Origin of the sequence: Rhodocytophaga rosea (assembly GCF_010119975.1) — a bacterium.
Taxonomy (GTDB): domain Bacteria; phylum Bacteroidota; class Bacteroidia; order Cytophagales; family 172606-1; genus Rhodocytophaga; species Rhodocytophaga rosea.
Genome location: NZ_CP048222.1, coordinates 1392171 through 1405449, shown reverse-complemented (window position 1 = coordinate 1405449; position 13279 = coordinate 1392171). Strand labels below are relative to the sequence as shown.

The 13279-nt window shown below is 39.7% G+C and carries 11 protein-coding genes; 3 read left to right on the top strand and 8 right to left on the bottom strand.

Annotation, left to right across the window (positions count from 1 at the left end; translation table 11 throughout):
• Window positions 1-732: 732 nt before the first annotated feature.
• From GXP67_RS06030 to GXP67_RS06020, 3 genes are read right to left on the bottom strand one after another with little or no spacing between them, the layout of a single operon-like run.
• Entirely contained in the window at window positions 733-3102 is a 2370-nt protein-coding gene (locus GXP67_RS06030) for a carboxypeptidase-like regulatory domain-containing protein (RefSeq protein WP_162442309.1), read from the bottom strand.
• A 57-nt stretch (window positions 3103-3159) separates the two neighbouring features.
• The gene (locus GXP67_RS06025) at window positions 3160-4176 is read right to left on the bottom strand and encodes a FecR family protein (protein WP_162442308.1); all 1017 of its coding nucleotides are present in this window, start codon (window positions 4174-4176) and stop codon (window positions 3160-3162) included.
• On the bottom strand, window positions 4154-4663 hold the full coding sequence (locus GXP67_RS06020; RefSeq protein ID WP_162442307.1) for a GFO_1088 family ECF-type sigma factor: 510 nt from the start codon (window positions 4661-4663) through the stop codon (window positions 4154-4156). The genes GXP67_RS06025 and GXP67_RS06020 overlap by 23 nt, the downstream gene beginning before the upstream one ends.
• A gap of 260 nt (window positions 4664-4923) precedes the next feature.
• On the opposite strand from GXP67_RS06020, the gene GXP67_RS06015 reads away from it, so the two are divergent.
• A complete protein-coding gene (locus GXP67_RS06015; protein ID WP_232064991.1) occupies window positions 4924-5523 on the top strand; it encodes a type 1 glutamine amidotransferase family protein in 600 nt (199 codons plus the stop codon).
• Between the two features lie 270 nt (window positions 5524-5793).
• Here the strand turns inward: GXP67_RS06015 and GXP67_RS06010 are convergent, their stop codons facing one another.
• The 3 genes from GXP67_RS06010 to GXP67_RS36910 form a co-directional block, all read right to left on the bottom strand.
• Entirely contained in the window at window positions 5794-6195 is a 402-nt protein-coding gene (locus GXP67_RS06010) for a zinc-binding dehydrogenase (RefSeq protein WP_162442306.1), read from the bottom strand.
• 277 nt (window positions 6196-6472) lie between these two features.
• Complete coding sequence (locus GXP67_RS36915; protein ID WP_197901712.1) at window positions 6473-7129, bottom strand: IS630 family transposase; 657 nt, start codon at window positions 7127-7129, stop codon at window positions 6473-6475.
• Between the two features lie 5 nt (window positions 7130-7134).
• Window positions 7135-7581, bottom strand: a complete 447-nt coding sequence (locus tag GXP67_RS36910) for a helix-turn-helix domain-containing protein (protein ID WP_197901598.1) — start codon at window positions 7579-7581, stop codon at window positions 7135-7137.
• A 224-nt stretch (window positions 7582-7805) separates the two neighbouring features.
• On the opposite strand from GXP67_RS36910, the gene GXP67_RS37730 reads away from it, so the two are divergent.
• Together GXP67_RS37730 and GXP67_RS06000 are read left to right on the top strand one after the other, a co-directional pair.
• Window positions 7806-7940: a hypothetical protein gene (locus tag GXP67_RS37730; RefSeq protein ID WP_262890481.1), complete on the top strand. Its 135-nt coding sequence runs from the start codon at window positions 7806-7808 to the stop codon at window positions 7938-7940.
• Between the two features lie 335 nt (window positions 7941-8275).
• Window positions 8276-9151, top strand: a complete 876-nt coding sequence (locus tag GXP67_RS06000; protein ID WP_162442305.1) for an AAA family ATPase — start codon at window positions 8276-8278, stop codon at window positions 9149-9151.
• 633 nt (window positions 9152-9784) lie between these two features.
• On the opposite strand, the gene GXP67_RS05995 is transcribed toward GXP67_RS06000, so the two are convergent.
• Together GXP67_RS05995 and GXP67_RS05990 are read right to left on the bottom strand one after the other, a co-directional pair.
• Window positions 9785-11833 carry a HelD family protein gene (locus GXP67_RS05995; RefSeq protein WP_162442304.1) on the bottom strand — a complete coding sequence of 683 codons (2049 nt, stop codon included), beginning with the start codon at window positions 11831-11833 and terminating at the stop codon, window positions 9785-9787.
• A gap of 473 nt (window positions 11834-12306) precedes the next feature.
• Entirely contained in the window at window positions 12307-13074 is a 768-nt protein-coding gene (locus tag GXP67_RS05990) for an IS5 family transposase (RefSeq protein ID WP_162442303.1), read from the bottom strand.
• Window positions 13075-13279 lie beyond the last annotated feature (205 nt).

Genomic DNA, 13279 nt, shown 5'->3' with positions numbered 1-13279 from the left:
GCCTTACACCTGAAAGCATTCCTCATTTATCATACTTTCTCCGGAAAGTAGTGAGCTACGTGGTAGCAGGTTCCTGCCCACCTGTATATCCTGCAATAAGCGAAGTTTAATAGGTGACTGTTACCTCTTCGGCATCTCCATGAACAACTGCCTCAATGGCATTGGGAACAGGTTTTGCAGAGCCTCCTGCCGGACTCGAACCGGCGACCTGCTCATTACGAATGCGTTGCCTGTGTATTGTAAATCAATCACTTATATATGTCTGGTCTGAAATAGGTCTTGTCATATTCTTCAGTTTAAATTAATGTTAGGTATTTTCCATGTGTTTCAGCTTTCAAAAAGATACTTATTGTTATTCAATTTTAAACTAGCTATTAATAAGCCTTATATTTCATAATATAAAGCCCTATAAATTTCTTGCCTTTGTAGTAACTCTATGAATAATGGATCAATATTTACTTCCTGCAAAATCAGCCATATGGGCAGCAGTTACAGAAAGAGGTTAAAAAAATCAAAGGTCACTTAGCTAATTTTCTTGAGTTTTGTTACTTTCCATAAACAAGATGAACAAACAGTGCTGTTTTCTAATTTGATTACCCTTACTTTTGAGAAAGCATATGCATATACTCCAGAATTTACAACTTCCCTTTATTAAGCCAGCCTATATTTAAGTTTCTCGAAAGGGAGATTTACTGAACATTCTCACTTATTATAGTATAGAAAAGCTTCCTACTATAAATACCTTTGCCTGATATACAGGTATAATTCCTGTTCAAATTCCTTCTCACTTACATGCAGCACTTTAGCGAGATCTCCATTGGTAGTAATAAGCTTTAATAATGATTTTATCCCATATTTGCTTTTAATAAAATCAATAATCAAATACCCCATCTGGTAGACTTTTCCATCTTGTGCATGATTCAATTCTTCCAAAGTAGGATAGTTGCCATCGGTAAGGTAGGTTAATATTTTTGGAGACACAAACTGATTGGCTTCATAGCAGGCTACACCTTCCCATAACCAGCGGGCATCATTGTTTTTGGCTACGCCCAGGTGGTTGTCTAGCAAATATATATGAACACAATGGGTAAATTCATGCACTACTCCCTCCATTACACTCTCATAACTGTGCTCTGGCCCTGCATTTTGTGGAGATACGATACTAAATTTATTAATGCCAGCTGAGCCTACCATCCAGGCTGGTGCATTCGGATAGTTAATAGCACTATGATAGGCTTCTAAACCAGGATAGATGCGTACCTCAATGGCAGGAAGTTTTTTTACTTTCAGTTCACTTAAAATTCTTTCATAGTTGGCTTCTAGTTTTGAGGCAATACTATCAATCACTGAGGTATCAGAAGGGTGGTATAGATAGATGAATCGGTCTGTCTGTTTTGTAAGAGATAAGTCTGTGTCAAGCAGCCTGGCTGTTTTGTTATCTTCATTACTTATATTTTCTTCTACTTCTGTAGGCGGTTCAGCAAGTAAATCTTCCGTTTTACCTTTCTGTTTTCTGTTTTTCTTCCCATCAAGCCGCTTGCTGATCAGCTCATCCAGTCGTTTTCCATGTTTGGGATTCCTGGCATTGATCCTGTTAAAATCCTCTTCAAACTTTTTATCCGGCTTTATGATGTTCTGATTATTCCAGAAGGTCTCATCATATTCCCCATACTGCCTATAGCTTATGGTACGGGCGGATGCTACTTCTTGCTCGCTAAAAGGAATGATCGTATCCGTATGAATTTCTGTAACCACTAAATCGCACTTTGAAAAAATAGAGGCATTAAACTTTCGTTTGCTTTTTAGCAGATTAAATTCTGAGAAACGGCTGATATGGTCTATATACCATTTTCCATTGATCTGTTTATAATGAATTTCATCGGTACTGCTGATCCATTCATTCTCTGCTAATCCAAATATTTTTTCCATCACTTTTGGGCCGAAAAAAGTTGCATGCACTATTCCTTTGGGACTTAAACTCAAACTAATATGGATAAAAGCCAGGGATTGTTTGTCTATATAAAATTTACCTTTATACAGAGGCTTATTCTTCTCTTTCTGGTCAAACGCAATTACATACACTTCCTTTCCATCATAGTGAGTAACCGTTTCCAGGTCATACTCATGAAATTTTAAGCCATTTTTGCCTAAGAAATTCTTGGTTTGTAAATACTCCGCTAAATCAGCGTTGAATACGGCATACGGCTGCATCCCAATATCAAAGGAAGTAAGGGCAGGAAATGCCTCTAATATGTCGGCATATTTCTGGTCATATTTACTCTTACGGCCTTCTATGAGCTTCATCTGTTTTTGTAGTGCCTTGTCTGGAATGCGCCCCCGGTATGACTCATAAACGGCCTCTGTGGCTTGTATGGGTTCTCCATCCTGAAAGGTGCGGTCGCGGATATATAAGGTTTGCTTAACCGGACCTAACTGATAGTTTTGGGGTATTCTCTCTAAAGCCTCCTGCAAAATAGAAAGAGCGGTTTTCTGTTCAAATACTACCTCCTCTAACTCAATCACATCCGGTTCCAAAGCAATTTCAGCCTTTTGGTTTCCTATCAACGACAAAGAAATTTTAAAGGGTTTATAACCCATAAAAGAAACTTTAAGCGTGTCGGCCATAAACCGGGTGGGCACCTTAAACACAAATTCTCCTTCTCCATTGGTGACATTTCCAAGCGATTTACCAGCCAGGCTGATTGTAGCAAACGACAAGGGTTTAGAAGTAATCTTGTCGGTTACCCTTCCCTTGATCAGAAAGGTTTCATTACTGGTTTTTTCCGGCAGAGGCTCATTTTTTCTAAGTACAATCTGTGCACCTATCTGGCTGAAACCAATATTTGTGTTCGTAAACAATGTGTTGAGCGCCTCCTGTAAGGGTTGATCATTACATCGAATACTTACTTTCATGTTCATAGGAATCATATCCCGGCTATAGGAAAAGTCAATTTGATAGGTGGCACCCATTTCTTTCAACACCACTTCTAAGTTGACTTGTGTGTAATGGAGCGTAACTTTTTTGGATAGAAGAGAGGATTGCCCATAGCTACCCGAAAGCAAAATAATGCAGCCTATAGCAAGCAGAAACAGTTTTTTCATCAGAAACCGGATTTATAAAGTGATTAAACAAGAGGAGTCAGTAAGCTGGGAAGAACTTTATAAGCAACCTTTCCCCAACAAAATATATTGCCCGTCCTTCTGCTCGGCAGAAAAATTCATGCTGACCCCTATTACTTCCAATACCTCCTCAAGGCTTGCCTCTTTAAATGTTCCTTTATAGCGGCAATGGGCAAGTGTGGGATTTTGAATTACTATGTCGATAGCAAAATACCGTTCCAAGGTAGTAATTACTTCATGTAGAGGTGCATCTTCAAATACGAGTTGATGTGTTTTCCAGGCAAGCAGATTCGGGCTATTTATTTTACTTTTTTGTAGGGTTATGCTTTTTTTATCGAATACAGCCCCATAGCCAGATTGAAGAATGACTCTTTGGGGCAACTTATTGGCCTGTGCAGCAAAAGACACTTTACCAGTGATTACACTTACTTCTGCGGTGGATTCTCCGGGGTATCCTCGTATATTAAATGAGGTGCCCAGCACCTGTGTAGTAGTACCTGCCAGATGTACCATAAAAGGCTGCCGGGGATGATGAGCAACCTCAAAATAAGCTTCGCCTTCCAGCCATACTTCCCGCTGGGAGGCAGTCTCTAGCTGCCGGGCGTAGCGGATAACACTTAACTCATTTAGCCATAATTTACTGCCATCGGGTAGAGATACCTGTTTGGTTTCTTTTTCAGCAGTATTTATTTCCACCCATGGGGATGCCTTGTTAGTAAAAGTAAGATAGCCTGCAAAACTCAATCCTAACGCGATAGCCAATAAAGCAGCTATGCGGTAAGATAATGCAGACCACGACCTATATTTTGCTCGTTCTTCACCTGGAAAAGCTACTTGCCCGAGCTTTTCTTCCAACTGCTTGTCAAAATCTTTGCTTATCTGTGTTTGCCTTTCCAGCTGTAACCCGCTAAACCATTGCCTTTCAGCCTTACGCTCGGAAAAGTTATCTCTCTGACTTAAATAGGTTTTTAGCCGTTTTTCTTCTGCTAAAGTAGTTTCGCCATTATAATATTTCTGCAGCAGTGCTTCTAACTCATCCTCCTTCATTTCTTTCATAATTTAAATACATTTCACGTACTCTTCTTCTGGCAATAGATAGGGTGGCTCGTACATTATTGAGGGTAAGTCCTGCTATCTGGGCGATTTCTTCCAGCTCCAGTTCCTCTACCTCCCTGAGTTGAATCACAAGGCGTTGCTGTGGAGGCAATAAGTTTATGATGTGTAGGAGTAGATCAACTGTATGGCTCATCTCAAGTTCTTTGTCAGGCGCTACAAGGGGATCAGGCAGATTCTGACCTCCGATATCTATCATGCTTGCTTTGGTAGCCTTCATTTTATTTAAACACATGTTTTTAGTCATCTGCATGGCAACGGCTTCCAGGCTAGTATACTTCTGCCAGTTATCTCTACTAGTCCAAAGTTTTACAAACACTTCCTGCACCATGTCTTCTGCATCCTCATTAGTATGCAAAAACCAGCGGGCAAAACGGAATAATTTGTTTTTTAAAGGAAAAACTTTGCTTTTGAACTCATCAAGATGCATCTCAATAAGATAGACAATAACAAGAGCCAAACATTAAAAGCAAAGCTGAAAATATTTTTTATGAGGGTCTTTTCGGGAATAGCTTGACAGTTTTTATCTCAGATATACATGATAAAAAGTTAGTTATTATATTTGAGAATTAACCAAAAAGGGAAGTATAAGTAACTTATACAAATTCAGATGCAACAAGCAGGAGAACATGTTTATATTGTCAAATCTTGCGATTTTGAAAATAATTAAATTTTCACTTTTACCAAAAGATGATCAATACTGCTAAAATGCATGCACACAACATCTATGTCTTTCTTTTTGATGGGTTTTCAGACTGGGAGATTGCTTATCTGACACCTGAACTTTACAAAAGCGATAAAGCCAATGTATACACATTCACGGTCGATAGAATGGCTATCACTTCTGGTGGTGGCCTGAAAATCTCTCCGCATGTATCAATCGAACAAATCAATAGTCAGGAGGTTTCCATGCTTGTTCTTCCTGGTGGAACAGTATGGGAGGAAAAAAAACCGACAGGCATCGATCATTTGCTTGAAGAAATTCATGTCAATGGCAAAACCATCGCTGCTATTTGTGGAGCCACTACTTTTCTGGCAGAAAAAGGCTACCTGGATGATATAAAGCACACCAGTAATGCCTTGCCATATCTAAAGCAATTTGCACCTGCCTACAAAGGCAGCAGAAATTATATCTCTGATCTGGCAGTAACCGACCGCAATATCATTACGGCCAACGGGATTGCCCCCATAGAATTTGCCAGGGAGGTTTTCAAAAAAGTTGCCCTCATTAGCGAAGAAGGCATTGAGCAATGGTATCAATTATTTAAAAATGGAGTCTGGTCTGATTGATTGTTGATATGAAAAAATCCATTGATAAACAATCAGTATGGTTGGGAATGTGGTTCTTCTCTTGCCCAAGCAAACAAATTTCATAAAGGGAAGGAATCAGTTACTCAAACCTCCCTTTCTGTTAACTTTAATATTTTATTTTTAAAGGATTCATGTAGTTTTCCCATTAGATATCACTAATAAGAGCATGGAATCTAACATCTGAAGCAAACAAACACCTATCATTGCAATCCTAATTAATTTCTCCTGTTTCCTCCTATGATTGCCTCTTTATTTTTCCTGTTCTAATACTACTCTCATGGCAACTTTTCCCCCCTTCACCCTTTCTATGGCCTCGTTCATTTGGGAGAAGGGAATCACCTCCACCCTGCTTTCAATCGCATGATCTGCTGCAAAAGCTAACATATTCATCATAGCTTGTCGACTGCCCGTATAATTGCCATAAATCGTTCGTTGCGCGTAGTCATACAAGAGTCCGGCACTCATCGATAGCTTATTGGGTGGCTGGGCTACCAGGCATAACTTGCCTTGTGTTTTGAGCATCTTTAAATAGGTGTCCAGCTGAAAATCTGCATTTACTGTCGAGAGAATAAAGTCAAATTTCCTATGCAGCTCTGCTTGACTATCTAGAGTTGAACTATCTATATACTGGGCTCCTAACTGATGAATCAACTCCTTTTTTGCGGAGAATGTGAAAAAGCAAAGACCTTATGCCCCATTTTATCAAGAAATTGCGTGGCTAACTCACCGAAGACGCTGCTGTCTATGAAACATTATTTATAGTCTCTATTACTGAATCTAAACAACTATGAAAATCAAACAACTATTACTAACATTCTCTTTTGTATGTGGGATTATTTTCCTTTGTCGTAGCCAAACAACAACTAAACCTAACCCAAAAGACTAATAAATCAACAAATGCTACAGCCTTACTAGTAGTACATAAATTTTAAATAGTCGGGTAGAGTTTTTTGAGTTTAACTCTGGCATCTTGATTGGCGAAATGCCAATTAGCTTTCACTGCTTTTGCATTTCTGTTTTCCTGCCAGGCTTTTACCTCTCTTGTTAATTCTGCTTGGGTAGCTATATGCCTGTCAAGGCAATCCCTTTGCAGTACAGATAACTCTATTTCTGCCATATTCAGCCAGCTGCCATGAGCAGGTGTAAAAACAAACTCTACCCTGTCTAGATAGGCTTTTGCTTTTTCAGGCTCATAGACTTCGTAAAAAGCACTTGGCTTATGAGCTGACAAGTTATCCTCTACTAAAGTAATCTTCTCACATTCCTTATAAGTAGTATCCAGCAGGTGACTGACAATCTTTACCCAGGTAAAGCGGTTGTGATTTTCTTCCACAAAACAAAACCGCTTACCGGCTAAAGGCTCAAAGACCATGTAAATATCCCTTACACCCTGTCTTGTATAAATACTGTCCTGATACTTCTTCCCATCCCTGCCAATAAAGTGTTTACTTTCGATGAGTTGTTTGGGTGATTCATCTAAAGTGACAACCGGCTGCTTTTCATTGAATAATCTTTCATAGACTGAGATCACTTTTTCCATTCCATACACAAAGCCTGCGTTTTGTTTGGGTGGAATCACCCACATGGGCCTTAGCCAAGGCTTAATCTCATTTTTTTTAATATCCCTGCCACACTCGTATGAGAAATTGAGTCAATCACCTGCAATTCCACTAATTTGTCTGCCAGCATCTGCAGTTTCCACTTTGACTGACCTTGTGGCGGCTCACTGCAGACTAAAGCCAGTAGATGCGCTTCTACCTTCCCATCTATCTTTTTATCACTCCTGGTTTTTCTCTGCTTCTTGTCAAACATAGCCATACCTTGCTCACAGAATGCCTTTCTGATTCTTTCTACACTTTTAGTAGATAGCTTATAATGAGCAGCTAACTCTGTTTCACTTTCCCTGCCCGTAGTCTCATCGCTTGCCAACAGTACATAGGCTTTCTGAATATCTTTAGCCTTTCGGCTGCCTTTACTGAGCCAATCGGTTAATGTATCTCTTTCTTGCTGGCTGAGGGTAAGTCGATAAAGAGTCATGGCTTTTCTGACCAAGATACACAAACAACAAGACAACTTAAACTTTATGCACTACTAGTGGGTAAATGGAAGGTGCCTATGATGGTGCAATGCCGGGAAAGTGTGAAATAGAGTTTACAAAAAATGCCAAAGGCCCTTTAACAGGTTAGACAGCTACCTAACCTGAAGGAGGAGAAAAGTCATCTCCTGCTACATTTAATTCTCTCACCCTAGAAGGCAACAGCTTGAAAGCTTCATTTACCGATCCTGATGGCACGCCCATACAAGTAGAGGGCAAGCTGGAAAGCAATCAGTTGAAAGGTAGGCGGAGTACAGCCAACAGTGAGGGAGGCAGTTGGCAAACTACCAAAAGTCAGTAATGAATAATTAGTACAAGGATTTGTTTCCTAGTTTAGACACAAGGAGAGTTGGACTTCCTCCGTAAAAGTGAATTGAGGATTTAACTTTTAGGCTCAACAAAAAGGCTGTAAAATTCTTTGAATTACAATTATTTAATTCGGCAGGCACTTGCTTGAAAAATTATTGTTGTAAAGTTAATACTTGGGGTATAGTTTCATCGGGTGACAAATCTGTTGGAATCAATTATTTTGAAATTCTGGCAAATACAAAGGTGCGCAATTTGCTTATCCTAATAATGAAACTATGCAAGTGGTTCATTACAATTAAAAAGTTCGGTAATCACGAATGACTGAATATGGAATTACAACTTTTGGAATCAAAACATCCAGATGCCAGAGCGCAACATCATTATGATAGCCTCATCGCCATTGAAGAACAAAAGAAAACACTACTCAATACACTTAGCTTCTTTTTTAATACCGATAAAATAGATAAATGGCACAAAAACCATCATTATTCCAAACTTTCTTTTCTAGGAAATATTATAGAGGGTACCCCACTGATGATCTTAGCTGGTGATGTGGGTTGTGGTAAAACAGCTCTGGCACAAAGTATAGCCACTCCTTTAGGCAAATTATTGGATAAGAGGGTTCTCTGCTTTGAAACTCCGTCAAATATTCGTGGAGGCGGCCGTGTGGGAGAAATATCTAACCGAATAACTGAGGCATTTACACAGGCTAAGGCTAAAGTGAAAGGAGAAAATGTTGGAATACTTATTATTGATGAGGCGGATGATTTAGCAACAGACCGGGAGCAAAGCCAAGCACACCACGAAGATAGATCAGGTTTAAATGTTCTAATAAAGCAGATAGATTCTATATCTAAAGATAAGACAAAACTGGCAGTCATCCTTATTACCAACCGTTTGAAGGCTTTAGATCCGGCGGTAGTCAGGCGGGCTACACAAGTAATTTTATTTAACAGACCCGATAAAGGAGGACGTAAAAGGGTATTCCAATATCTGTTATCTGGTACAAATGCTACAGAAAAAGAGATAGAAGAGCTAACCCAAGCATCGGATAGAGGAGATAAGGCTTATAGCTTTTCTGATCTTGTACAAAAAATTGGCAAACAAGCCTTAATCCAAGCCATTCAAGAAGATCGCCCTTTTAATAAAACGCTTCTGCTGGAAGTACTAACTAAAGTTGAGCCTTCCCCTTCCATTAAATAAAAAATGTAAAATGCCTAAAAAGTACTTATCATGATAGCTCAGTATGGACGTCCCTCCAAAAATTGGTGACTGGAAAGAGTAGATTTAGTATCTGTATTTTAAAGTTCCTTGAAAGGGGGATAGGTGTTGCACACCGAAAAAGAGGATAAAATAAAGGACAGGCTGTTGCTGAAAAGGAAGTATTTGAACTTTATTTTTTGGATCATGTATAGGAGTGAGCAGTTTTTGTAAATTATAAGCACAAGCCGTCCGAAGCCGATGCACATTCATAGCAGGTTCAGGGCTACCTCCTTGTATAAGCAGGTTAAGCCTAACAAGGACTTTAAGCGCCAGTAGAGATTATCCTTTGGAATATAGTCTTCTATAGTAACCGAGAGGCAATTCTTGTTGAACTCTTTTCGTTTCCCTATCATTCATGAATTTACTATGCAGAAGCCATCATAACTAAAAGCAATAGTTGTGCAACAGCCACCCCCTTTCTTGGAACTAGAGTTAAAGTTTTTTGAAGCATAAATCTTACTTGCTTGAGTACCCACTTTTTACATTAAACTTCAATTTGCTCGTAAAGTATAAATCTTTTTAAACAAGCCCTTACCTCTTTCTAATAGCAAACTATTACAGGTAAATGTCTCTTTAGGTAGACAAGAATGCGGTAATATCCCTTGAATAGGTCAGTGTAAGCCGATGCATAGCACGGGTACAGGCGATATAGAGCATACTTTTATCTACCTCCGTTATATAATTACCGGCGGAGGCAAATGGCACAATGACCTCATCGAACTCAAGCCCTTTCGCCAAATGCGCCATGGTAATGATGACACCTTCCTTAAATGATATAGACTCAGCCGTGAGCAAATAAACGCCTGTTGCTTGTAGAGACTGATAAGTATCTTCTGCCTGCAAAAGTGTTTTGCATATAATGCCAAGTGTCTGATTTGCTGAATTTTTAAAGGCTGCAATCATCCCTTTGATTGCCTCTACCTCCTCGTTTTTGCTTTCGAAGCGCAATAATACTGGCTCCTGACCATGCCTTTCCATAGGAGCGATGTTGGGGTTGGGGATGATACGTTGTGTAAATGCAGTAATCTCAAAGGTAGAGCGGTAACTTCTGTCCAGCTTGATAATATCAGCTTGTGGAAATACCCGTTCGATCATTTCAGCTGAGGATGCGCTGTATGGATTAACCCTTTGGCTCACATCGCCCAGAATAGTCTTTCTGCAAAGAAACAATCTTGACAATACGGCATATTGAACAGGGGTATAATCCTGCATCTCATCAATGAGCAAGTGCTTTATATGATCATAGGTGGTAAGGCCTTCCAGGCGTATGTGCAGGTAGATTATGGCAAATACATCCGCATATTCTAACCCCATTCGGTAATCAATCTTCAATAGCTCTGGTTGACCGATCCAGTTATAAAAATCCTTGTAGAGGTCTAGCACATTATTAAACTTGAACATGGCTGGAACTGCCTCCCAGATTATAGCTTTCTGTTGCCCTGTGAGCTTATGGCCTGTTTTATCCCGCACATATGTCTGGACATCTTTTACGACAAGGGCAAATCTTTTTAGGATAGGAACCCGATGGTATGCCTTAAACTTCTCAAGAATGACAGGGAAGGGAATGGTGGTTTTACCCACCCGTAATTCGCTATAGGAAAAGTAATTATTCTCAATATGGATCAGGTATTGATTGAGCTTGCCTAGGAATTCAAATGAAGATTTAAACCGGATGCGCTCGATGAAAGCCGGATCGTGTTCCTCCAACAATAAGGATACCTGCTGGAAGAATGTCTGGAACTTGTATTTATTTTCAAGTAAATCAGCGGCAAGTTCTTCCATGCCCATCTCCGGAATATGCGCTTCACCCAGCTCTGGTAACACATTAGAGATGTAATCGGCGAAGACTTTATTTGGAGAAATAATAAGAATATCTTTGGCAGCAATACTGTCTCTGAAGCGATATAAAAGGAAAGCAATCCGGTGTAAGGCAATAGATGTTTTGCCAGATCCTGCCACACCCTGGATGACCATCACACGCGCTTCCTCGTTGCGGATCACCCTATTCTGGTCACGCTGAATGGTAGCGACAATGTTCTTCATCTTGTCGTCTGAAGACCTGGAGAGCTCTTTTTGAAGAATATCATCATGAATATTTAAGCCGTTCTCGATCATAAACTCCATATAGCCGTCTCTGATTTTGTATTGACGTTTTAAGGCGATGTTGCCATGAATTGTTCCCGAAGGGGTGAGGTAGGAGGCTTCTCCCAGCTCAAAGTCGTAGAAAAGGGAGGAAACAGGCGCACGCCAATCATAAATCAGGTTTATACGCACCCTCTCGTCCATGAAAGAATAGATGCCAATATATACTGGAGAAGTCTCCTGCTTATGGGGAATGAAATCAATGCGGCCAAAGTAAGGAGATTGTACAAGCTTGAGTAATTTACGTTTTCTGGCAACGGCAGCTTCACCCGTAAAAGTCATACGGTTAATGGATTGGCCGGCGGCTACCATATCGGCTTCGTCCATGCCAGAGCGATGCTCATGGATATACTGATTTTTCTCTCTGAGTTCGCCTGAAAACCCCTTTACGGCATCTTCTACCCGTTTGATAGCCAGGGAGAGTTTCTCTTTGATCTCTTCCAGATATTCTCTTTCTTCTTGCTCGGTTTCGTTAATCATGTGGTATGCTTGAAAGTTTAAACTGGTTACCCACTTCCTTCTCTTTCACCGAAAATAGATTTCATGTATACTATAGGGCTACAATTACTTGTACCTTAATTTATTACTAAACCTTTTTTTCAGGTGGTGACCGGGAATGCATGACAAATACCCAAAGCAGCCTGCGATGTTTTAGCAACAGGCAATGGTTTATTTTCCAGAATCATAAGAAAGTGGCGTTAAAGGGATAAATGCAAATAAAAACAAGGAAATTCAGCGCTAATGTATAAAGCTTTTATATAAATAAATACCTGTTAATCAACAAATTAATTTATTTTTCATAATAAATACTAGGGTAAAAAAAAGTCCGTTATCCAATTAAACAGTCGCAAAAAATTGAGTGAAAAGTGAATAAAATAATTAAGATTTATAAGGCAATCGCTCCCCTTGAGGCCAATCTTTTTCTTTGTTATTTTAGAGAACGTTTTGAAATATTATACTGGTTTTCTTTTAAGCAGTGTGTCAATAAAGGCTAATTGTAGCATAGCTTCCGAACTTTCTGTGCTTTTCTCAAAGTCACGGCTCAATCTACGCTTAAAATTGAGCCATCCGTAACTGCGTTCTACCACCCAACGGCCTCCTGCCGGCACAAAGCCCTTTACGCTTTCAGGCTTTTGTACAATTTCTACCTTCCATCCATAGTCTCTTTCTATCTTTTCTACAAAGGTATCTTTGTAGCCATTATCTGCTTTTAGTGTATGTAGGCGGCAAGACTTACCCTTCAGCTTAGCTGCTAACTCATAACCGGCTGTAGTGTCTGACACATGGGCGGCTGTTACATGCACAGCCCAAGGAATACCTAAACAATCCACTGCTAGATGTCTTTTTCTGCCATTCACCTTTTTGTTGCCATCTATGCCCTTGTCTTGGGAAGTAAACTGTACAATCTTTACACTTTGACTATCAATAGCTAACACGCTTGGCAAGGCTTGTCGGCCTGCTTTTTTTCTTTCTCTGATTGCTAAAAAAGCCAACAGCTCTTCGATGATGCCTCGCTTCTTCCACTGCCTGTAATGGTAATAAATGGTTTGCCAGGGTGGGTATTTACTTTCCATGTTGCGCCATTGACTACCTGTAGTAAGTAGCCATAGAATAGCATTAAGAATAACACGTTTGTCATGTTTGATTTTTCTTTGGTTATCTACTACTTCCTTGATAATTTCCCACTCACAATCAGTGAGTTCGAAGAATCTTTCTTGCATAAAACTTTTTGGTTGGACACCACAAGTTTACTCACTGATTCTTTCTTTTACCCTATTTCTATCCTTTCAAAACATTCTCTTATAAAACGTCTGTATAATTGGAATAAAAAGGGGTTAACCTCCTCCCAATAAGTTAGATATATGAGAAGTTTCAAGCAAAGGGGCTATTCTATTACTTTCTCACTCTAGCTTTAGCACCTAAGTA

What these genes read in the sequence shown, in the direction of transcription:
- GXP67_RS06030 (WP_162442309.1), bottom strand. Translation starts at nt 3,102, where the DNA reads ATGAAAAAACTGTTTCTGCTTGCTATAGGCTGCATTATTTTGCTTTCG.
- GXP67_RS06025 (WP_162442308.1), bottom strand. Translation starts at nt 4,176, where the DNA reads ATGAAAGAAATGAAGGAGGATGAGTTAGAAGCACTGCTGCAGAAATAT.
- GXP67_RS06020 (WP_162442307.1), bottom strand. Translation starts at nt 4,663, where the DNA reads ATGCATCTTGATGAGTTCAAAAGCAAAGTTTTTCCTTTAAAAAACAAA.
- GXP67_RS06015 (WP_232064991.1), top strand. Translation starts at nt 4,924, where the DNA reads ATGATCAATACTGCTAAAATGCATGCACACAACATCTATGTCTTTCTT.
- GXP67_RS36915 (WP_197901712.1), bottom strand. Translation starts at nt 7,129, where the DNA reads ATGTGGGTGATTCCACCCAAACAAAACGCAGGCTTTGTGTATGGAATG.
- GXP67_RS36910 (WP_197901598.1), bottom strand. Translation starts at nt 7,581, where the DNA reads ATGACTCTTTATCGACTTACCCTCAGCCAGCAAGAAAGAGATACATTA.
- GXP67_RS06000 (WP_162442305.1), top strand. Translation starts at nt 8,276, where the DNA reads ATGGAATTACAACTTTTGGAATCAAAACATCCAGATGCCAGAGCGCAA.
- GXP67_RS05995 (WP_162442304.1), bottom strand. Translation starts at nt 11,833, where the DNA reads ATGATTAACGAAACCGAGCAAGAAGAAAGAGAATATCTGGAAGAGATC.
- GXP67_RS05990 (WP_162442303.1), bottom strand. Translation starts at nt 13,074, where the DNA reads ATGCAAGAAAGATTCTTCGAACTCACTGATTGTGAGTGGGAAATTATC.